This is a genomic window from Gordonia asplenii (genome assembly GCF_012933505.1).
Taxonomy (GTDB): Bacteria; Actinomycetota; Actinomycetes; order Mycobacteriales; family Mycobacteriaceae; genus Gordonia; species Gordonia asplenii.
The window spans coordinates 253,709-274,959 of sequence record NZ_JABBNB010000002.1 but is presented as its reverse complement, the minus strand read 5'-3'; the positions used below and the strand labels follow the sequence as shown (position 1 = coordinate 274,959).

Sequence of the window (21,251 nt, the reverse complement as noted above, 5' to 3'; positions counted from 1 at the left end):
GAGCGAGGCGAAGCCGAGTCGAAACCACTGCGACGCTGCGGGTTTCGTCATTGCCCGACCGGTGGGGGTTTCGACTCGCTCCGCTCGCTCAACCGGCAGAGGAACGTCACTCAACCAGCAGAGGAACGCAACGTCATACAACTCTTTAACCGCGACACCCCACTAGTGCCGAAATCGGACACAGCGCGCCGTCGAGCGAGTTTCGAGATGTGGTCTGGGAACTCGAGAAGTGCACTATCCCTGCGGCGCTTGGTGTTTCGTCGGGGTATGCACGATGTCGACGTAGACGGACTTGTTGGCCGGGTCGGGGAACGTCCGGTAGACGAACTCCTTGTCGGTCAGCGTGACGATCGGCGACTGCCGGGTGAATGCGACCTTCCCCGCGTCGTTCAGCGATGTGATAGTACGGGTCTTCCCGTCCGCGGACACCGACCACACGCCGTGCATCTTGGGCTTGTCGTCGAGGGTGAACATCGTGAACGTGCCGTCGGGCTTGAAATAGGCGAACCCGACGTAGTTCGCGACGTTCTTGTCGGTGAGCGCCAGTTTCATCCCGTGCTGATCGGTCGCCGACGTGGTCTCCCACGGCGTCGACGCGAGCGTCGCCGACGGCGTGCCCGGTGCGACGCTACTCGGCGTCGGTGCCGTCATCTCCGGTGTGCTCGACGACGCGCCGGCCACAGAAGACATCGCAGGTGACATCGCCGAGGTCGACGACGTCGACCCGTCATCGCTCGACGAGCAGGCGGCGACACCCGTCACCAGCGCTACCGACGCAAGCACAGCAACCACTATCTTGATACGCATACTCACATCCTGACCGACCGAGTGCCGCACTCGTCGCGATTCGGGCAAACGCAATCCGACACGGAGGCGCATGAACCCCAAACCCGTCGTCTACGTCGACATCGACAATGTGCTCGTCGACTTTCCGACCGGTATCGCTCGCCTGTCCGCGCAGGACGTCGAGCGCTATCGCGGACACTACGACGACGCGCCCGGCATCTTCGCGTTGATGGCCCCGCGGCCCGGCGCGATCGACGGATTCATCACTCTCGCAAGGCATTTCGACACCTACATCCTGTCGACCGCGCCCTGGGACAATCCCACGGCATGGTCGGACAAGCTGTCTTGGGTACATCGGCACCTCGGCTCCACGCCCGACAGCCCCGCGTACAAGCGGCTGATCCTGTCCCACCACAAAGACCTCAACGTCGGGGACTTTCTCATCGACGACCGCCTCCACAACGGTGCCGAGAACTTCGCCGGTGAGCACATTCATTTCGGCCAGTCGCGATTCCCCGACTGGCCGACAGTCGTCGACTACCTGCTCGCGACGCTGACCGTCTAATCGTCTGGCAAGAAGTCGTCGCCAACCACGCCGCTCGCAAACATGTCGTCCAGCGCGACTGCGTCTTCGACCACCGCTTTCAGACCCGGCACGAGCGTCCACCGGCCGTCGACGACCGACAGAACGCCCTCGGCGATGAGTATCTCGATCCGTTTACGGCATTCGGCAGCGACAGCGGGCAGCAACCGAGAATCGGAGGCTGCGACGTCGTGCTCCCAGTCTGCGATGAAAATCGGCTCCTCGACGACCGCGGCGAGCAGCAAGGCACGCAACGCCAGGCCCACCTGCCCTGCCAGACGCCGGGCTTCGTCGTCCGACAAGTCCGACGACGTGTCGTCGGCGATCTCCCATTCGATGACATCGCTGATGCGGGCCGACACGATCCCGAACTGAACGTCGAAGGGCATCGCACTCGCATCGCCGTCGTCGTGCCATCGCTCCTGCGGCTCCGGTCCACTGACGACAACCCAACTCCACATCACCGCGATGCTCTTGAGATCGGCCATCATGTTCTCACCGTCGGGCGTCAGGCCAAGCCCTGCATACAGCGCCTCCAGCTTTTCCACCGACGCCTCACCCGGCATCGGCCGTCCGTGCCGGTCATACCAGTCCAGAAACTTCGCGAACCGGCTGACGATCGGCGATTGCGCCAGCGCGTCACGCTGCAGTTCGAACGACTCGGTGTACTCGACGTCGGCGAACATGTCACTGTCGAAGTCGTCCTTATCGGAGGGATCGCCCATCTCGCTGAGCGCCTTCCCAAAGAGCGACAGAATCATCTCGCGATCGACGTTCTCGCCGCGCCAGATCTGCGCATCGCCGCAATACTCCAGCCACCACCGCGCGGATGCGATACCCGCGGCCCGCCGCCCGAGGTCGTCCTCGTCGTCGCCGTCGACCTCGTCGAGCATGGTCATCGCGGTGAGAGCGTCGTCGACGGTCCACGCGGTGGGATCGAAGTTCGGCTCATACAGAGCGATCGAGTCCAATAGTGACCTGGTTTGATCCACCACTCCCTCAGTGAGATACCCCGGCACCTCGGCGTCGTCGCGCAACCACGTGCGATAACCCGACCAGAGCGAGCCGCGCGAGCTGGACCCGCGAGACGCACCCGCCCGAGCCTTGCGGGTCGCTCGACGCTGATTCTTCGCATTCCGGCTACTGCTTCGATTTCTCTTCTGCGACGCCACGACCTCAACCCTACGACCTTCCCAGGCGCCCCACAGTCCGCTCGAACAGATGTGTCATAGGGCCGCGCTAACGTCTGCGCCATGGACACCAACCACACCTCCGCCGCCCACACGCTGTCCGTCGACCTCACCGTCGAGCAGGTCGCCCTCGCCTGCCACCACGATCCGTCACTCGTCGCCCGCCTCGTCACCCACGCATCGCTGCAAGCCGCCCGGTGGACCGAGAATGAGCGGCATTGTCAGACGCTCGCGCAGTTCGACGCCGCGCAGACCGCGGCCGAACAAGCACAGACGTGGTCACTGCTGCACGCGAAATTCGTTGCGGTGGGCCGCTTTCTGGGTGGCGATCGGGGACAGATCGCATCGTGACCCACAATGGAGGCATGACTGCCGCTGATGCCTCTCCGCTCGCCGATCGTCTCGCGCACCATCTCGACCCGGTGGTGCGCGCGGCCACGGCCGGTCCGGCAACCGGCGAGGGGCGAGTACCCGGAGTCGTCGCGGGAGTCACCACCGACGCGGCGACCGTCTACCTGTCGGCCAGCGGCGTTCGCGCCCTCGACGCCGACACCCCGATGACCACCGACACGGTATTCGGCATCTTCTCGACGACGAAGGCCATCACCGCCACCACGGCGTTGACTCTCGTCGACGCCGGACTCCTCGACCTCGACGTCCCCGCCGACACCTACCTACCGGAGTTGGCGGGGATATCGGTCATCGAGGGCTTCGATGCTGCGGGCGGTCAACTCCTCCGGCCAGCCCGCTCGGTCCCGACGACTCGCCAATTACTGACGCACACTTCGGGTTTCGGCTACGCCTTCTACAGCGGACGCTATCTCCGACTGCAACAGGACTTCGGCGTCCCCGACATCGCGACCTGCAGACGGGCATCGATCGGCACGCCATTGCTGTTCGATCCGGGCACCGACTGGCTCTACGGAACGGGCCTCGACTGGGTGGGCCTGGTGATCGAGGCGATCACCGGTCGACGCCTCGGCGACGTCATGGCCGAGCGTCTGTTCGTCCCACTCGGCATGTCGCACACCGCATTCGGCGTGGCCCCGGCCGATCGCGACCGGCTGACGACACTGCATCACCGCCGCCCCGACGGATCGCTCAAACCCAACCATCGATTCGGTCCGGTCGAGAATCCCGAAGTCCACATGGGCGGTCACGGGCTCTACTCGACAGTGGAGGACTACCTGAGGTTCCTACGGATGTGGCTGCGCGAGGGCCGCTCCGACGACGGAAGCCAACTTGTCGCGGCGTCGACCATCGCCGAAGCCTGTGCCGACCAGCTTCACGGGCTGCCGATGCCCGACCTCAGCACGGTCCTGCCGCCGCTGTCCAATGACACCAAATTCCTTCCGCACCAATCGTGGTCGCTCGCGTTCGCGCGCGACGGTGCCACATCACCGACCGGCCGACCCGCCGGCTCGCAGAGTTGGGCGGGACTTGCGAATCTGTATTTCTGGCTCGACCCGCGGAACAAGATCGCGGGTTACTGGGCGGCGCAACTGTTCCCGTTCGCCGACCGGGTGAGCTTCGGGCACTACAGCGCATTCGAGAAAGCCGTGTACGAAGCGATCTAGGGTGTGTCGCGCCTAATGGTATTGATATCTTGCGCGTACCCCGCGTCGCCGCATCCTGCCGGTTGAGCCTAGGTTGAGCCTGGATCCACCGATGGCACCCCTTCCGCTGGTTGAGCCGGTCCGAGCGCCGTGCTGAACGAGGCGCTAGCCGAGTCGAAGTAGCGCTAGCCGAGGTCCGAGTCGAAACCACGGTGACACAACAGATTTCGCGCGACCGTTTTTCTCGCGTTCCGATGGTCGTGATCATCTCCAGCCCCGCACCCAACAGGTGCATTCGACGGTCGCGCTGATGCTGCAGTGGTGGTGGTCAGCCGCGACTCATCGAATACCATTGTGTCACCGTGATTTCGACTCGCTGCGCTCGCTCAATCCAAGGGTTTCGACACGCTCGTCGCTAACGCTCCTCACGGCTCAACCAGCGAAAAGGGCCTACCATCGGTGGATTCAGGTCGAGCGAGCCGAAGCCGAGTCGAAACCACTGTGACGCCGCGAGGTCCGTCATTGCCCGGCCGGCGGGGTTTCGACTCGCTCCGCTCGCTCAACCGGCAGAGGAACGTCGCTCAACCGGCAGAGGACCGCAACCGTCACACAACTCTTTAAGTGCAACACACAACACTAGGAAGTCTGATCGTCGTTGCCGGAGTCGTCCCGCCGCGCGCGTTCGCGTTCCTGGTCGCGCGCCCTTCGACGCTGCTCCTCCGCGCGTGCGCGCAGGCCCTCCAGAAACTCGCGGTCGGCTTCCGGATCGGCGGGCACATAGCGCCCGGGCCGGTCGTACTCGGGGAACTCCGACGTCTGACCGTGGCGGCTGCCGCGCACGTCGTCGGCCACTGGACGACCCACTGCCAACCAGGCCAGTGCCCCGATGAGGGGCAGTATGACAACAACGAGCACCCAGCCGATTTTCGGGAGGCCCCGGATCAACGCATCGTCAGTTCCGATGATGTCGATCAGCGCGACCACGAGCACAACGAAGAGCAGAAGACTGAGATATGGCATCATTCCTCCCGCGAATGCCGATTTCAATCAATCGAACATAACACGCGACGCCGGAATTACCGGAAATGCCAGCTGTTCCGGCCTGATTTGGGCGATAGACAGCGTGCTGCCCGTCTATTTCCAGAAGATTCACAGACTTTCTGACCACACTCGCGTCACGTGGGTCCTTATCAACACGGCGTCTCGCTTCTGAGCGGGTGGCTGCCGGTCACGGTCGAGATCATCGCCGTCGTTGCGATCGCAATCATGCTCGCCTTCCGCACGCGCCGGGTCTATCTGTTGTGGTTGCCCGTCGCGATCGCCGGTGGCGTGGCTCTCTATCTCCTCGCCCACCACATCTTGACGACGCAGGGACTAGCGTCGGACCCCGCGCCCGCCGCGCTGTGGTGGTGGGTCGCCGCCGTGGGATTCTGCGTAGTCCTCGCGATCGTCGGTTTCCGTGGCGCTCGGTGGTTCACCCGCACGGCGTCGGTCCTCGCGATCATCGCGACCGTCACCTGCGTCGGCCTGGTCGGCAATCAGTGGGTTGGCTACTACCGCACTGTGCAGGCCGCATGGGGCGCGCTGACCGCGGGTCCGCTGCCCGACCAGATCGCCGCAGGTGATCTACCCGCTCTGCGGGGCAAGCCGACCAACACCGGGCGCGTCGTACCGATCACCACCCCCGACGACATCAGCGGCTTCCCGCACCGGGGCGAATACATCTACCTGCCTCCGCAATGGCTGTCGGCGCCCGCCAACCAGCCTCCGCCGAAACTGCCCGTCATCATGATGTTGCCGGGCGAGTTCAACACCCCGGCCGACTGGATGCGCACCGGCAACGCGGTTCAAATCGTCGACGCGTTCGCCGCCGCGCACGCCGGCCACGCCCCGATCCTCGTCTTCCCCGATGTCAACGGAAGCTTCAACAACGACACCGAGTGCGTCAACGGTCCGCGCGGAAATGTCGCCGACCATTTGACCAAAGAGGTTCGGCCGCAAGTTATTTCGCAGTTCGGAGCCGATCCGTCACCGAAGGCGTGGGGCATCGTCGGATGGTCGATGGGCGGTACCTGCGCCATCGATCTGACGGTGATGCACCCCGAGGACTTCAGCGCGTTCACCGACATCGCCGGTGATCTCGGCCCGGTGTCGGGCACCAAGGCGCAGACCGTCGCACGGCTGTTCGGCGGCAGCACCGCCGCGTGGACCGCGTTCGACCCGACGTCGGTGATGACTCGGCACGGCGCATACACCGGCGTCGTCGGGTGGTTCGCCGACTCCGACGGCAAGGGCGAGCACCGACACTTCGGCGGCGGCCATCACCCGCCCGGCGGTCAATACCACCAAGGCGGAGACGGCACCGGCGGGCGCGACGGCGGCGGAATGATGCCGCCGGGCACCGAACTGAACGCCGCCAAACAGCTGTGCACCACCGCCAAGACCGTGCACATCGACTGCACCGTGCATCTGTCCGACGGTGGGCACACCTGGCAGTTCGCCGAGACCGCCTTCACCGAGTCGCTGGGCTGGATGACCGGCGAGCTGTCGGCGCCCGCCGCCGTCCCGGCATCGGTCGCTAAATGACGCCGAGCGCCAGCATCGCGTCGGCGACGTGCACGAACCCGGAGATGTTGGCGCCCTGCACATAGTTGCCGGGGTCGCCGTACTCGTCGGCGGTACGCAGACAGCGGTCGTGGATGCCACGCATGATCTCGGCGAGGCGTCCCTCGGTGTACTCGAACGACCACGAATCACGTGATGCGTTCTGCTGCATCTCCAGCGCGCTCGTCGCGACACCACCCGCGTTGGCCGCTTTGCCCGGTGCGAACAGCACGCCGGCGGCGTCGAATGCCTTGACGGCCTCCGGGGTGCACGGCATGTTGGCCCCTTCGGCGACGACCCGGCAACCGTTGGCGATGAGAGCGGCGGCGTCGGAATCGGACAGCTCGTTCTGCGTGGCGCAGGGCAGCGCGACGTCGACCGGCACGTGCCAGATCGATCCGGCAGTACCGAGTCGCGCCTTGCCGCCGCGTTCGGCGACGTAGGCGTCGATGCGCTCACGACGATTGAGTTTCACGTCTTTGAGCAGGTCCAGGTCGATGCCGTCCTCATCGACCAGATAACCCGACGAATCCGAGCACGCCACGACGGTCCCGCCGAGTGCGGTGACCTTCTCGATCGCGTAGATCGCGACATTGCCCGACCCCGACACCGAGACTCGCCGCCCGTCGAAGGACTGACCGTTCGCGCGCAACATCTCGTCGACGAAGAACACCAGGCCGTAGCCGGTCGCCTCGGTGCGCACCTGTGAACCGCCCCACGCCAGGCCCTTGCCGGTCAGCACACCCGACTCGTAGCGATTGGTGATCCGCTTGTACTGGCCGAACAGGTAGCCGATCTCACGGCCACCGACGCCGATGTCACCGGCGGGAACGTCGGTGTACTCACCGACATGGCGGTACAACTCGGTCATGAACGATTGACAGAACCGCATCACCTCGGCGTCGGAGCGGCCCTTCGGGTCGAAGTCCGACCCGCCCTTGCCGCCGCCGATGGGCAGACCGGTCAGCGCGTTCTTGAAGATCTGCTCGAAACCCAGGAATTTGACGATGCCCAGGTAGACGCTCGGATGGAAGCGCAGGCCGCCCTTGTAGGGGCCGAGTGCCGAGTTGAACTCCACGCGAAAACCACGGTTGATCTGCACTTGCCCGGTGTCGTCCACCCACGGCACGCGGAAGATGATCTGCCGTTCCGGCTCGCACAATCGCTGGATCACCGCCAGGTCGGCGTAGTGGGGATGGCGCGCCACCACCGGTGCGAGGCTGTCGAACACCTCGCGGACCGCTTGGTGGAACTCCTGCTCCCCCGGATTTCGTGCGACGACCTCGGAAAAGAGGTCCTGCAACTGCTCGTCGACCTGTGCCACGCTGACTACTCCTGAATGTCGAATCCGTCGAATGCCTAGAAACACGCAAATGCACGCATGCGACTCACGATAGACATCGACCGCTGCGACCCGAACCCGCCCCCGGCCGTAGGCCGATCAGATGACGGTGCCGACCACGGGTCCTGCGTGAACGACGCTGACAGCGAAGACATTTCGCCGCACTCGGCGTCCAGTCGCCGACGCCGCCTAGGATAAACACCGCACCCCCGCATAACAGTTCTGTTAGGAATGTGCGGCAGGACATACGGCCTACGAATTGGGAGGAAGTCATATGAGTGTCAGTCTGGCCAAGGGCGGAAATGTTTCCCTGACGAAAGAGGCACCGGGCCTCACGTCGGTTTTCGTCGGATTGGGCTGGGAGGCCCGCACCACCAGCGGTGCGGACTTCGACCTGGATGCCAGCGCGTTCATGGTCGGCACCAACGGCAAAGTGCTGTCGGATCAGCACTTCGTCTTCTTCAACAACCTGACCAGCCCGGACGGCTCCGTCGAGCACACCGGCGACAACCTGGTCGGCGGCAGCGGCGGCGACGACGAAGTCCTCAAGGTCGCACTCACCTCGGTTCCGCTCAACGTCGATCGCATCATCATCGCCGTCACCATCTACGAGGGCCAGGCCCGCGGCCAGTCGTTCGGGCAGGTCCGCAACGCTTACATCCATGTCCTCAACCAGGCCGACGGCGCCGAACTGACCCGCTACGACCTCACCGAGGACGCCTCCAGCGAGACCGCGATGATCTTCGGCGAGCTGTACCGCAACGGCGCCGACTGGAAGTTCCGCGCAGTCGGTCAGGGTTATGTCAACGGCCTGCACGGTCTCGCCACGGACTTCGGTGTCAACGTTGGCTGAACCGCACCCCACGTTCCTGCGAACGTTCGGCTGGTCCCTGGTCATCGCCGTACTGGGCCTCGCCGGAGGCTTCTGGTACGGCGGCACGACCGCATTGGCCGTCGTGGCAATTCTGGCCGTCCTGGAGATCTCGTTGTCCTTCGACAACGCGGTGGTGAACGCGACCATCTTGCAGAAGATGAGCCCGTACTGGCAGAAGATCTTCCTCACCGTCGGCATCCTGATCGCCGTCTTCGGCATGCGTCTGTTGTTCCCGCTGCTCGTCGTCGGGGTCACCGCGAAACTCAGTCCCGCAGAGGCACTGCGACTGGCGATGGAGAAGGGTGACCCGGAGACTCCCGGCACCTACGGCTACCTGCTCAACGACGCTCACCCGGCGATCGCGGCATTCGGAGGCATGTTCCTGTTGATGCTGTTCCTCGGCTTCCTGTTCGAGGAAAAGGAGATCAACTGGCTCACCTGGGTCGAACGCCCGTTGGAGAAGGTCGGCAAACTCGATCAGCTCGAAGTGGTGATCGCGCTCGCGGCGCTGGCCATCGCGGCCTACACCCTCGCCCCGGCGGACAAGATCTCGACCGTGCTGCTCTCCGGCATCCTCGGCCTGATCACCTTCTTGCTCGTCAACGGCCTCGGCGAACTGTTCAACCTCGAAGAAGACGAAGAGACCGGCGGCAACACGCAGCTGGCGGTCGCCACCGGCAAGGCGGCGTTCTTCCTGTTCATCTACTTGGAGTTCATCGACGCCTCGTTCAGCTTCGACGGCGTGGTCGGCGCATTCGCGATCACCTCCGATCCGATCATCATCGCCATCGGCCTCGGCGTCGGCGCGATGTTCATCCGATCTCTGACGGTGTTCCTGGTCCGCAAGGGCACGCTCAGCGAATACGTCTTCCTCGAGCATGGCGCGATGTGGGCCATCGGCGCCCTTGCGGTCTTGCTGCTGATCACCATGCGTTACGAGGTGCCCGAAGTCGTGGTCGGACTCGTCGGCGTCGGTCTGATCGGTCTCTCGCTGATCAGCTCGATCATCCGCAAGAGGAACATGCCCGACGACGAATCGAGCGAGACCGACGACGATCTGCCCGAGCCGCAGACAACCCAATCTCGTTAGGAAGTCCCCGATGGGCATCGACTACAACAAGCGCCCCAAGGCGACGCCGAATCCACCCCCGGCGTCGCCGCCACCGCCCCCTGCTGCGCCGACCTACCCCCCACAGCAGCCGCAGCAGGGCTCGCAGTACCCGCCGCCGCAACAGCAGCCCGGGTACCCGCAACCACCGCAGTACCCCCAGCAACAGCAGCCCGGGTATCCGCAACCACCGCAACCTCAATACCCCCAGCAACAGCAGCCCGGGTACCCGCAACCGCCGCAACCTCAATACCCCCAGCAGCAACCTCAGTACCCGCCGCCACAGCAGGGCTACCCTGCACCGCCACAGGCGTACCCACCGCCGCCGCAGCAGCAGTATCCGCAGCAGCCTCCGGCCTACCAGCAGCAGCCGACCGGGCAACCGCCGGCCGGGCCACCGGTGTCGCTGTCGAAGGTGACGCTCACCAAGGATGCGCCCGCGGTGTCGCTGACCAAGCACGGTTCGGTTGGCGGCAGCATGCGGGTCAATCTGAACTGGTCGGCGGCCCCGACGTCGGGCGGATTCTTCAAGCGGCTCGCCACACCCCGCATCGACCTCGACCTCGGTTGCCTCTACGAGTTCACCGACGGCAGCAAGGGTGTCGTTCAGGCACTGGGCAATGCGTTCACCAACAAGCGCGGCCCGGTGAACGTCATCCAGCTCGACGGCGACGATCGCTCGGGAAGTGCCGTCGGCGGCGAGAACCTGCACATCGACTTGTCGCGGGCCCACGAGATCCGGCGCATCCTGGTATTCGCCTACATCTACGAGGGTGTCGCGAACTGGTCCGCGGCCAACGGTGTGGTGACGCTGTTCCCGACGGCGGGGCCGGCCGTGGAGGTACGGCTGGACAATCCGCGCAACGGCGTGCGCTTCTGCGCGATCGCTATGCTCGAAAACGTGGGCGGCGACCTTCAGGTCATCCGCCAGGAACGTTACGTCGAGGGCGATCAGTCGCATCTCGACGCCGCATACAACTGGGGCCTGCGCTGGACCGCGGGATCCAAATAGCTCTAGAGAGGCACATTCATGTCTGAACTCGATCTGGGCGGCAGCACGTTCGCGGCGACGCCCGCACAACCCGCGGCCTCCGGCGATCTGGTGTTGACGCCGCCGGCCCCGGTCACGCTCGTCAAACCCGAACAGGCCGTCGGCGCCGTCGCGGTTCCCGCGGCCGCCCAGACCGAACTTCAGGCGAAGGCCGCGGCATTCGCCGATTCGCTCGCCTCCCTCGACAGCCGCTCCCCCGAATTCACGCAGAAGGTCACCTCCATCACCTCGATGGGCACCAGCGAGATGCGAGCGTCGGCGGGGGTCGCCAATCGGATCCTCGAACGTCCGGCCGCAACCGTGCGCAATGCCCGAGGCGGCGGTGGCGGCGACGCCCAGACCCGCGTCGCCAACACCCTCTACGATCTGCGCAACACGGTCACCGAACTCGACCCCGGCCGGGCCGAACTCACCGGCGCGAAGAAGCTGCTGAAATTCTTGCCCGGCGGCAACGCCATCGACCGGTACTTTGCGAAATACCAAGCGTCGCAGACACATTTGAACGCCATCATCAAAGCCCTCGACTCCGGTCAAGACGAGCTGCGTAAAGACAACGCGGCCATCGAAACCGAGAAGACCAACATGTGGACGCTGATGGGCAAACTCGCCGAGTACAACGAACTCGCCGGCGCCCTCGACGAAGCCGTCACGGCGAAGGTAGCCCAGCTCGAGGCCGCAGGACGCGCCGAGGACGCGAACACACTCAAGTCCGACGCGCTGTTCGCGATCCGGCAGCGCCGCCAGGACCTGATGACGCAGATGACCGTCAACGTGCAGGGCTACATGGCTCTGGATCTGGTGCGCAAGAACAACCTCGAACTCATCAAGGGTGTCGATCGTGCCCAGACCACGACCATCACCGCGCTGCGCACGGCGGTGATCGTCTCGCAGGCCCTCGCCCGGCAGAAGCTCGTCCTCGACCAGATCAACGCCCTGAACACGACGACGTCGAATCTCATCGAACAGACGTCCAACCAGTTGCGCATTCAGGGCGCCGCGATCAACGAGCAGGCCGCCGGCGCGATGATCGACGTCGAGAAGCTTCAACTGGCCTTCAACAACGTGTTCCAGGCGATGGACGCCATCGACACGTTCCGGGCGCAGGCGGTGGATTCGATGTCGCAGACGGTGACCGCGCTCGAGGGTCAGATCGAGCAGGCCAAGCCCTACCTCGCCCGGATTCAGCAGCAGCAGATCGGCGGGTAATCGTTGACCTCGTGGTTTCGCCGCGGCCGCCGAGGATCCGACAACTCTGACGCCCGCCCGTCGACGCCCGACGCCGACGGGGGGACGGGACTCGGCGAGGACTCCCCCGCCGAACTGAACCGGCTGGTCACCGAGCTGGTCTGGTATGTCAACGCCCACGCCGGGCGGTTGCCGAACCGGGCGGTCGTGACCTCGCGCTACATCTGCGATCTGCTGACCGCGACGATCGCCACCGCCGACACGCGCCCGCTCGACGTGTACGCGGTGATCTCGGTGAAGGCCATCGCCGCGGACTACGCGCGCACGTCGCTGGCGACGTATCTCGCTGCGGCGCAAAGTCTTTCCGGGAGTGGATCGCCGCGCGGCGGGACCGACCCCAACGCCGCGCTGCTCGACGAGCAACTCGGGTTATTGTGGGACAGCGCCGCCGAGGTGTTCACCGCAGCGAAGTCCCGCGACCTCGACGCGTTGCGCACCCAGGGCAATTTCCTGCGAACCAAGTTCTCCCGATCGGATCTTCAGCTGTGACCATCATGCAACGCGGCGCGAATGTCGAACTGACGCGCGAGATTCCGTCGTTGGCCCACGTCGTGCTCGGCATCGACTGGAACTCCGGCGGCGAGACCATCATCGATCAGAACCTGGTGTTCGCGGCAATCCTGTGCGACGACACCGGACGCGCCCGCTCGGGTGACGACTTCGTCTTCTTCAATCAGCTCGCCGACCCGAATCTCTCCGTGCACCAACTCGAATCGGTGATGGGACCCGATCGCGAGCAGATCGACGTCGACTTGCACGCGGTACCCGACTCGGTCAGTCGGATCGTCACGGTGCTCTATCTCAACGAGGGAACCGCCCGACGCCGCAGTCTGGGCCAGCTTCGGCGCTGCGTGCTGCGGGTCGTCAACGGCGCCGACAACGTCGAATTGGTGCGGTCGGAGGATCTGGCAGGCACGTTCAACGCGGAGACCGCCGCGACACTCGGCGAGGTCTACCGCTACCGCGGCGGCTGGAAATTCAAGGTCATCGGCCAGGGGCACACCACCGGAATCCGCGGCGTCGCCGCCGAGTACGGGATCCCGCTGTGATCGGTGACCCGGCCACGGCGCCACGACGCACCGACCTCGGATTCCTCACGACGCGGAGCCGACCGCGACCTGCCACACCCGCAGCTGTTCCACCCCGCCCGACGCCCGCACCCTCGCCGGTGCGTCCGGCGCCGCCGACGGCACCCGCGCGCCCGGCCGGATCCCCCACCATCGACTATGTCCGCCGTGATCGGCGCCCCGCATCCCAGGCGCCACCGCCGACCGAGCCGCCGGCGCGGATACCGACGGCACCCAACCCGCTGGACCTCTCGGCGCCAGAACCGTTGTCGCCCAACCCATTGGATCTGTCTGCACCCGGACCTTCTGCACCCGACTCGCTAGACCTGTCGACGCCGGTGGCGCCCGCCCCCGCGCCCCGCCCCACACCGTCGACGCCGCTCCAGCCGCCCGTCGTCGACGACCTCCTCGACCTGTCCGGTGGCCTGTCGACCACGGCTTCGCCTGCGGCACAGCCCAATCCTGTTGCGCCGCAGCCGCCGTCGATTCACCCGGTCCGTCGCCTCGCCGCGGACGACCGCGAACTGCTGACAGCCGACCGGCCGACGCTCGCGCTGACCCGCGTGCAATCCGGCGTCGGCCGGATCGACATCGAACTGCACGCACCGGCCGGCCCCCTGGCACTCGCGTGCGTGGTCACCGACACGGCAGGCGACTCATCGGTGATCGACCCGACGCACCCGCAGGGTCCGCCGCCGCCGACTACCGTCGACCCGCTGATCACGTTCTCCGGCAACGGTTTCGGCAGTTTCGGCATCAACCTGCGCCGCTCGCGGGAACTCGATCGGCTGATCGTCGTCGCGACGTCGACCACCGGCGCGGTCCTCGGTTGGACCGGCACCCTGAGCATTTCCACCTTCGGCGGCGGCCGCGTCGACATTCCGATCGATGCCACGCCCCCGGCGTCGACGACGATCATCGCGTCGATATACAACGTCGACGGCGAGTACGTGCTGCGTGCCGAGGGCCAGCCGATGAACGGTTCGCTCCGGGAGGCCAGCCGCTCCTTCGGATTCGACACCATTTCGTGGCTCGACGCCCGCACCCCCATCGCTTAGCCCGCAGGACTTCACACGCCATTTCACCGGGCGACAGCGAATAGTCGTCCGCGTCGGCGATCATGACCCGATGCGGCCGAAACCGTCTCGAACCTTGGTGGGCGACAACTGATGTCGCGGCAGTTGCACATCAGTGCGCGCGGACTCGAGCACGGCTCCGACGACGCCGCCGTGTCGCCGGCGCCCGCGGCGGTGTTCTCGTCGGTCACCGTCGCCTACGGCAGGCGTCGTCGGGCGCGGGTCGCTCTTGCCGATTTCACCCTGCGAATCGCCCGCGGCGAAACCCTCGCATTCGTCGGTCCGACGGGCGGCGGCAAGACGACGGCGCTGCGCGCACTGGCCGGGATGGTCGTCGCCCGGCACGGCAGCGTGTCCTTCGGCGATCCGGTACACGTCGTCGAAAGTCCCTCTGCCACAAGGATTTCGAAAGACTCGCCGATACTGGTGTGCACCGGCGACAGTCCGTCTGTCGTCGACGACGTCGCCGCGCTGCGTCGTACACACCCGTCGTCGACGATCGTGTTCGCGCCCGGTGACCCGACGGACGCCCTGAGCGTCGCCGACCGCGTCGCGGTGATCAGCGAGCACCGCCTCGTCGACGTCGGCACGCCGGGTGAACTGTGGGATCACCCGCCGAGCACGTTCACCGCACGCTTTCTGGGTGACGCGAATCTGATCGAGTGCGCGGTCGGACGGGTATACGGTGCGTCGGCGGTGGTGTCGGTGGGTCAGCGGATGCTGTCGGCCGTCGCCTATCCCACCACCCGAGGGCACCGCTGGACGCCCGGCGCCGCGGCGTTCGTCTGCATCCGGCCCTACGACATCGAGGTGTGCGCGGCGTCGGCGGCCGGTGCGACGACGGCGCGGATCATCGACACGCGGTGGCGTGGCGCATCGACGCGGCTGACGCTGGCGGTCGACGGGCTGCCCGATCAGCCCGTGATCGCCGACGTCGCCGGTCGTGCGATGTACCGACCCGATACGTCGGTCGGTGTGAAGTTCCCGGCCCACTCGTGTGTGCTGGTGCCGCGGACCTGAGTCCCGCGGCGAGCGGCCTCAGGACGGCAGTTCGACGCTGAGCAGCCGGATCAGGAATTCGCCCTGTGCCGGGTTGAGCTTGCGGCGGGCCGCCGCGAACGTCGCCCAGCTTGCCTTGTCCACTTCGGGGAATGACTGCGTGCGCCCCGAACGCGGCGGCCATTCCATCTCAAAAGTGTTGCTAGCTATGGCTTTTTCGTCGATGTCGCCCTCCAGCGCGTAACCGGTGACGACCTTCCCGCTCTTCAGCGTGACATCGCCCAGCTCGATCAGCGGGCCATCGGGAACCGGAAATCCGGTCTCCTCGGTGAACTCGCGTCGCGCCGCTTCGAGCGGGTCGTCGCCGGGGCGGTACTCACCTTTCGGTATCGACCATGCACCGGAGTCCTTCTTCGACCACAGCGGGCCGCCGGGATGGACGATCAAGAATTCGGGAGCTCCGGCGCGCAGCCGGAAGAGCAGGATTCCTGCGCTTGGCAATCGGGATCGTGGCACCGCCATATTGTTGCACCCGCAAGTGTGAAAGGTCACCCCGCATCGGCATTTCACGGGTGGATATTTCGCACATGACAGACTAGAGGTCATGAATCCGACGAGCGGTCGATCCGTCTGGCAGGCACCCACTCTCACCACCGGTCTCGACGCTCGTGTCGACCTGCCCGGATCGAAGTCGATCACCAATCGCGCTCTCATTCTCGCCGCCCTCGCCGACGGCGTCAGCACCGTCACCGGCACGTTACGCAGCCGCGACACCGATTTGATGCTCGATGCGTTGTCCGCGTTGGGAATCGGAGTCGACGCCGACATCGACGACCCCACCAGGGTGACGATCACCCCCGCTGCCATGCACGACGCCGACGTCGACTGCGGACTCGCCGGCACCGTGATGCGCTTCCTGCCGCCGGTGGCCGCATTGGCCACCGGAACGGTGCATTTCGACGGCGACGAGCAAGCGCGTTCCCGACCGCTGCACACCATCCTGAACGCACTGCGCGGCCTCGGCGTCGACATCGACGGCGACGGCCTGCCGTTCACCGTCACCGCGTCGGGCTCGGTGCCCGGCGGCGAAGTGACCATCGACGCGTCGGCGTCGTCGCAGTTCGTCTCCGGATTGTTGTTGTCGGGCGCCCGATTCGACGACGGTGTCGTGGTACGGCACAGCGGTCGACCGGTTCCGTCGATGCCGCACATCGAGATGACCGTGGACATGCTCGCGACCGCCGGCGTCGTCGTCGACCGCACCGAGGCCGATACCTGGTGTATCGCCGCGGGTCCGATCGCCGCCGTCGACTGGAGCATCGAGCCGGACCTGTCGAACGCCGGCGCGTTCCTCGCCGCGGCCGCGGCGACCGGCGGCACGGTGTCGGTGCCGCGCTGGCCGGCGTCGACGACGCAGCCGGGGGCTCAGATCGTGGACTTACTTGTGCAGATGGGCGCCACCGCAACGCTGACCGATGGCCTGTGTTCGGTGACGGGGCCGGCATCGCTGCGGCCGCTCACCGCGGATCTGCGCGCCGTCGGAGAGTTGACCCCGACGATCGCCGCACTATGTGCGCTCGCCGACGGCGAGTCGGTGCTGTCGGGTATCGGGCATCTACGCGGTCACGAGACCGATCGGTTGGCCGCGTTGAGCACCGAGATCAACCGGCTCGGCGGCGACTGCACCGAGACCGCCGACGGATTGCGGATCGTCGGGCGGCCGCTGCACGGCGGGGTATGGCATTCCTACGCCGATCATCGGATGGCGACGGCGGGCGCCCTGATCGGCCTGGTCGTCGAGGGGGTCGGCGTCGACGACATCGCCACGACGAGTAAGACGCTGCCCGACTTTCCCGGAATGTGGAGCGCGATGATCGGCGAGCAGTGAGCCCGGGGCGCCGGCGTGGGGGCCGGGACGCGGCCAGCTACGACGAGTCCGACGTGCGCGTGCGCCCCGGCAAGGGGTCGAGGCCGCGCACCAAGACCCGACCCGCGCATTCCGACGCCACCGACGCGATGGTCGTGTCGGTCGATCGCGGCCGGTGGGGCTGCGCGCTGGGCGGCGACCCCGACTCCATCGTCGTCGCGATGCGTGCCCGCGAGCTGGGCCGCACCCCGATCGTCGTCGGCGACAACGTGTCGGTCGTCGGGGATGTCAGCGGTCGCCCGGACACACTCGCGCGGGTCGTCCGGGTGGCGCAGCGGTCGACGGTGCTCCGACGCACCGCCGACGACACCGATCCGTACGAGCGGATCGTCGTCGCGAATGCGCATCAACTGCTGATCGTGACCGCGCTCGCTGATCCGCCGCCGCGGACCGGATTCGTCGAACGGGCGCTCGCCGCCGCGTATGTGGGCGGATTGTCGCCCATCCTGTGCCTGACGAAGTCGGATCTCGCCGACGGCGCCGACTTCCGGGCCGCATTCGCCGACCTGGATCTGCCGGTGGTGCTGGCCGGTCGGGCCGATCCGCTCGACGATGTGTCGGCGATCCTGCGCGGCAAGGTGACCGCACTGATCGGACACTCCGGCGTCGGCAAGTCAACACTCGTCAATCGTCTTGTGCCGCAGGCAGATCGGGCCACCGGAGTGGTATCCGGCGTTGGGAAGGGACGGCATACGTCGACGCAATCGGTTGCGCTGGCGCTCCCCGACGACGGCGGGCCGCAGGGCTGGGTGATCGACACCCCGGGCATCCGCTCCTTCGGGCTGGCTCACGTCAGCGCGAACGACATCGTCGACGCCTTCGACGACCTGCGCGACGCGATCGAGAACTGTCCGCGCGGCTGCACGCACTTGGGCCCGCCCGCCGATCCGGAATGCGCGCTCGACGAGCTGGAGGGTCACTCGCATCGTCGGGCCATGGCGGTACGACGGCTGCTGGCCGCGGTGAGCGGCGTCGAGACCGAAGAGGATCCGGAAACGTCGCTGCCGGAGTGAGAGTGGTCGGTGACGTCGGCTGTGCTCCTGGAAGCAGTGGGCTCCCCAAATCTCGTTCCCCAGTTGGGTTTTCGGCTCACCTGCCCCTCTACTTCGTTACAACCGCTCGTTCCTCGCGGTCACTCAGCACGGCGGCTACACCGAAGCTCGTTCCTCGCTTCGGCACTCGGGGAGCGGGGTCGCATTTCCGCACCGCCCATCGGCGCTCGGAGCGGGGGCGCACTTCCCCATCGGCACTCGGGGAGCGGGGGGTCAACCCCTCCCCACCGAGGAGGCCGAAGGTCGCGCTCCCGACCCCCGAGCTCCTACCGCCGGCGACGCTTCTGCGCGCGTAGCTCCGCGATCGCCGTCTTCAGTCCTCGCGACCGTTTCGCGAGCCCCGCGAAGCGTCGCTCGGACGCCGTCTCCGGGGCGTCGTCGGACGTAGCGGTCAGGAAGCGATCCGGCAGCGCCAACTTGTTGATGGTGCGCAGCGTTTGCAGGTACTGCACCGACATCGGACCAGTTGTGTAAGGGAGGTCGTATTTGACGCACAGTTCGCGTACGCGGACCGCGATCTCCGGCAGCCGGTTGCTGGGCAGGTCCGGATACAGGTGATGCTCGATCTGATACGACAGATTGCCGGACAGGAACGCCATCGCCGGGCCCGAGTCGAAGTTCGCGGTGCCCAACATCTGCCGCAGGTACCACTGACCGTGCGTCTCGTTCTCCAACGACTCGACGGTGAACTTCTCCGCGCCGTCGGGGAAATGACCGCAGAAGATCACCAGATAGGCCCACAGATTGCGCACCAGGTTTGCCGTCAGATTCGCGGTCAGGGTGTGCTTGAAGTTGGGTCCGGTCAGCGCCGGGTAGAGCAGGTAGTCCTTGCCCAACTGGCGAGCCGCCTTACGGACGAACTCCTTGATCTGCGGGTAGGCGATGTCCTTGGGCTTAGTGCCTCTGATGACCTCGCCGAGTGCCAGATCATGCAGGGCGATACCCCACTCGAACGTCGCGGCGAGCACGATGTTCGACAACGGCTGCATCAGCCGTTTGGGCTGCCACGGCTCGTCTCGGGTCACTCGCAGAACCTTGTAGCCCACGTCGTCGTCGAGCCCGACGATGTTGGTGTACTTGTGGTGGATGAAATTGTGCGAGTGCTTCCAGTGCGGAGCGGCGCACACCATGTCCCACTCCCACGTGGTGGAGTGCACCTCGGGATCGTTCATCCAATCCCACTGGCCGTGCATCACGTTGTGGCCGAGTTCCATGTTCTCGATGATCTTCGACAACGACAGCGCGGTGGTGCCGAGCAACCACAGCGACCGTCGATGAGACCCGAGAAGTGCTGCGCGCCCGATGATTTCGAGCGCACGGTGGGCCAGGATCGTGCGATGCAGGTATCGGACGTCGCGCGGCCCGAGGTCGGATTCGACCTCGCGCCGCAGCGCGTCCAGTTCAGCGCCCAGGGCCTCCACGTCCGCTTCGGTCAGATGGGCGTACGCATTTACATCAGTGATCGCCATCGGAACCCATTATGCGCTCTATTGTGATCAAGCCGCGAGCCGGTCGGCACGCTTGCGTTCCCGCGCCGCGGCGATCGCCGTGCGCAGGCCGCGTCGACGTCCCGTCTGCGGGTCGACGCCGCGGTAGAGACGCTCGTCGTCCTCACCGAGATTGTCGAACCGCTTCTCCGACGCCGTCTCCGGCGCGTCGTCCGACGTCGCGGTGAGGTACTTGTTCGGCAACGACAGTTTGGCGATCGTGCGCCATGACTTCGCGTACTGAACCGGGAGCGACCCGGTGGTGTACGGCAGGTCGTACTTCTCGCACAGCGCCTGCACCCGCACCGAGATCTCCGGCAGCCGATTGCTCGGCAGATCGGGGAACAGATGATGCTCGATCTGATAGGACAGGTTTCCGCTCATGAAGCCCATCACCGGACCGGCGTGGAAATTGGCGCTGCCGAGCATCTGCCGCAGATACCATTCGGCGTGCGTCTCGTTGTCCATGTCCTTCTTGGTGAATTTCTCCGCACCGTCGGGGAAATGTCCGCAGAAGATCACCGCATTGGTCCACAGATTGCGAATGATATTGGCCATCAGATTGGCCTTCATCGCGCTGAACACTCCCTGCCGCGAACGGGTCGCGAGACCGACGGCCACCGGGTAGACGACGTAATCCTTGCCGACCTGTCGACCGATCTTCGCACCGACGTCGGCGAGATCACGCTTGAGCGCCAGCTGATCGGCCTCGGTCTTGCGCTTGCGGCCGAGCTCCAAATGCTGTGCGGCGACACCGTATTCGAAGAACATCGCGAGCAGCGTGTTGTAGACGAGGTTACCGAGGTAGAACGGGCGCCACCGCTGATCGCGGGTGACCCGCAACAGCCCGTAGCCCACATCGTCGTCCATGCCCAGCACGTTGGTGTACTTGTGATGAATGTAATTGTGGGTGTGCTTCCAGTGCGCCGATGGGCCGGTATTGTCCCATTCCCAACTCGTGGAATGCACTTCCGGATCATTCATCCAGTCCCACTGGCCGTGCATCACGTTGTGGCCGAGTTCCATGTTCTCGATGATTTTCGCGACGCCGAGCGTACCGGCGCCGGCCCACCGCATCGATCGCTTGCGCGACCCGAAGATCAGCGCGCGGCCGGTCAATTCCAGGCCACGGTGAAAACGGATCGTATTGCGGATATAGCGGGCATCGCGTTCGCCGCGATCGGCTTCGATGTCGGCGCGGATGGCATCGAGCTCCACGCCCAGCGCTTCGACGTCGCTGGGCGACAGATGCGCGTATTCGGGGATGTCTGAGATCGCCATGTTCTAGTCGTCTCCTACTTGCG

General features: G+C 65.7%; 21 protein-coding genes. 14 read left to right on the top strand and 7 right to left on the bottom strand.

What is annotated here, in order from left to right; genetic code table 11:
- Nucleotides 1-234: 234 nt before the first annotated feature.
- On the bottom strand, nucleotides 235-807 hold the full coding sequence (locus HH308_RS03260; RefSeq protein WP_170192735.1) for a DUF4822 domain-containing protein: 573 nt from the start codon (nucleotides 805-807) through the stop codon (nucleotides 235-237).
- Nucleotides 808-877: 70 nt separating this feature from the next.
- Here HH308_RS03260 and HH308_RS03255 point away from each other — a divergent pair, with 70 nt between their 5' ends.
- On the top strand, nucleotides 878-1,351 hold the full coding sequence (locus HH308_RS03255; RefSeq protein WP_170192734.1) for a 5' nucleotidase, NT5C type: 474 nt from the start codon (nucleotides 878-880) through the stop codon (nucleotides 1,349-1,351).
- On the opposite strand, the gene HH308_RS03250 is transcribed toward HH308_RS03255, so the two are convergent.
- Complete coding sequence (locus tag HH308_RS03250; RefSeq protein WP_170192733.1) at nucleotides 1,348-2,361, bottom strand: hypothetical protein; 1,014 nt, start codon at nucleotides 2,359-2,361, stop codon at nucleotides 1,348-1,350. The genes HH308_RS03255 and HH308_RS03250 overlap by 4 nt on opposite strands.
- Before the next feature lie 261 nt (nucleotides 2,362-2,622).
- Here HH308_RS03250 and HH308_RS03245 point away from each other — a divergent pair, with 261 nt between their 5' ends.
- Together HH308_RS03245 and HH308_RS03240 are read left to right on the top strand one after the other, a co-directional pair.
- A complete protein-coding gene (locus tag HH308_RS03245) occupies nucleotides 2,623-2,910 on the top strand; it encodes a hypothetical protein (protein WP_170192732.1) in 288 nt (95 codons plus the stop codon).
- Nucleotides 2,911-2,924: 14 nt separating this feature from the next.
- Nucleotides 2,925-4,136, top strand: coding sequence for a serine hydrolase domain-containing protein (locus tag HH308_RS03240; RefSeq protein ID WP_170192731.1), 1,212 nt, complete (start codon nucleotides 2,925-2,927; stop codon nucleotides 4,134-4,136).
- A gap of 615 nt (nucleotides 4,137-4,751) precedes the next feature.
- Here HH308_RS03240 and HH308_RS03235 read toward each other — a convergent pair.
- The gene (locus HH308_RS03235; protein ID WP_170192763.1) at nucleotides 4,752-5,135 is read right to left on the bottom strand and encodes a PLD nuclease N-terminal domain-containing protein; all 384 of its coding nucleotides are present in this window, start codon (nucleotides 5,133-5,135) and stop codon (nucleotides 4,752-4,754) included.
- A 246-nt stretch (nucleotides 5,136-5,381) separates the two neighbouring features.
- Here HH308_RS03235 and HH308_RS03230 point away from each other — a divergent pair, with 246 nt between their 5' ends.
- Nucleotides 5,382-6,701 carry an alpha/beta hydrolase gene (locus HH308_RS03230; RefSeq protein WP_170192762.1) on the top strand — a complete coding sequence of 440 codons (1,320 nt, stop codon included), beginning with the start codon at nucleotides 5,382-5,384 and terminating at the stop codon, nucleotides 6,699-6,701.
- Here the strand turns inward: HH308_RS03230 and gdhA are convergent.
- Nucleotides 6,694-8,043 carry an NADP-specific glutamate dehydrogenase gene (gene gdhA, locus HH308_RS03225; protein ID WP_170192730.1) on the bottom strand — a complete coding sequence of 450 codons (1,350 nt, stop codon included), beginning with the start codon at nucleotides 8,041-8,043 and terminating at the stop codon, nucleotides 6,694-6,696. The genes HH308_RS03230 and gdhA overlap by 8 nt on opposite strands.
- Nucleotides 8,044-8,335: 292 nt before the next feature.
- On the opposite strand from gdhA, the gene HH308_RS03220 reads away from it, so the two are divergent.
- The 8 genes from HH308_RS03220 to HH308_RS03185 all read left to right on the top strand — a co-directional run bounded on the left by HH308_RS03220 (nucleotide 8,336) and on the right by HH308_RS03185 (nucleotide 15,502).
- Nucleotides 8,336-8,914: a TerD family protein gene (locus tag HH308_RS03220; RefSeq protein WP_170192729.1), complete on the top strand. Its 579-nt coding sequence runs from the start codon at nucleotides 8,336-8,338 to the stop codon at nucleotides 8,912-8,914.
- A complete protein-coding gene (locus tag HH308_RS03215) occupies nucleotides 8,907-10,025 on the top strand; it encodes a DUF475 domain-containing protein (protein WP_246284164.1) in 1,119 nt (372 codons plus the stop codon). Before HH308_RS03220 ends, HH308_RS03215 begins: the two co-directional genes overlap by 8 nt.
- A 10-nt stretch (nucleotides 10,026-10,035) precedes the next feature.
- Nucleotides 10,036-11,055, top strand: a complete 1,020-nt coding sequence (locus HH308_RS03210; protein ID WP_312870318.1) for a TerD family protein — start codon at nucleotides 10,036-10,038, stop codon at nucleotides 11,053-11,055.
- A gap of 18 nt (nucleotides 11,056-11,073) precedes the next feature.
- A complete protein-coding gene (locus tag HH308_RS03205; RefSeq protein ID WP_170192727.1) occupies nucleotides 11,074-12,300 on the top strand; it encodes a toxic anion resistance protein in 1,227 nt (408 codons plus the stop codon).
- Nucleotides 12,301-12,303: 3 nt separating this feature from the next.
- Entirely contained in the window at nucleotides 12,304-12,828 is a 525-nt protein-coding gene (locus HH308_RS03200; RefSeq protein ID WP_170192726.1) for a hypothetical protein, read from the top strand.
- Between the two features lie 5 nt (nucleotides 12,829-12,833).
- Nucleotides 12,834-13,388, top strand: a complete 555-nt coding sequence (locus HH308_RS03195) for a TerD family protein (RefSeq protein WP_211188130.1) — start codon at nucleotides 12,834-12,836, stop codon at nucleotides 13,386-13,388.
- 119 nt (nucleotides 13,389-13,507) lie between these two features.
- Complete coding sequence (locus HH308_RS03190) at nucleotides 13,508-14,464, top strand: hypothetical protein (protein ID WP_170192724.1); 957 nt, start codon at nucleotides 13,508-13,510, stop codon at nucleotides 14,462-14,464.
- A gap of 111 nt (nucleotides 14,465-14,575) precedes the next feature.
- Entirely contained in the window at nucleotides 14,576-15,502 is a 927-nt protein-coding gene (locus HH308_RS03185; protein ID WP_170192723.1) for a TOBE domain-containing protein, read from the top strand.
- A gap of 18 nt (nucleotides 15,503-15,520) precedes the next feature.
- Here HH308_RS03185 and HH308_RS03180 read toward each other — a convergent pair whose 3' ends face one another.
- Nucleotides 15,521-16,003 carry an NUDIX hydrolase gene (locus tag HH308_RS03180; RefSeq protein WP_170192722.1) on the bottom strand — a complete coding sequence of 161 codons (483 nt, stop codon included), beginning with the start codon at nucleotides 16,001-16,003 and terminating at the stop codon, nucleotides 15,521-15,523.
- A gap of 82 nt (nucleotides 16,004-16,085) precedes the next feature.
- Between HH308_RS03180 and aroA the strand changes: the two genes are divergently transcribed.
- Both aroA and rsgA read left to right on the top strand, forming a co-directional pair.
- Entirely contained in the window at nucleotides 16,086-17,369 is a 1,284-nt protein-coding gene (aroA, locus tag HH308_RS03175) for a 3-phosphoshikimate 1-carboxyvinyltransferase (protein ID WP_170192721.1), read from the top strand.
- A complete protein-coding gene (gene rsgA / locus HH308_RS03170; protein ID WP_170192720.1) occupies nucleotides 17,366-18,421 on the top strand; it encodes a ribosome small subunit-dependent GTPase A in 1,056 nt (351 codons plus the stop codon). Before aroA ends, rsgA begins: the two co-directional genes overlap by 4 nt.
- A 305-nt stretch (nucleotides 18,422-18,726) precedes the next feature.
- On the opposite strand, the gene HH308_RS03165 is transcribed toward rsgA, so the two are convergent.
- Both HH308_RS03165 and HH308_RS03160 read right to left on the bottom strand, forming a co-directional pair.
- Complete coding sequence (locus tag HH308_RS03165) at nucleotides 18,727-19,929, bottom strand: fatty acid desaturase family protein (RefSeq protein WP_170192719.1); 1,203 nt, start codon at nucleotides 19,927-19,929, stop codon at nucleotides 18,727-18,729.
- A 27-nt stretch (nucleotides 19,930-19,956) separates the two neighbouring features.
- A complete protein-coding gene (locus HH308_RS03160; RefSeq protein ID WP_170192718.1) occupies nucleotides 19,957-21,228 on the bottom strand; it encodes a fatty acid desaturase family protein in 1,272 nt (423 codons plus the stop codon).
- Nucleotides 21,229-21,251: the final 23 nt, after the last annotated feature.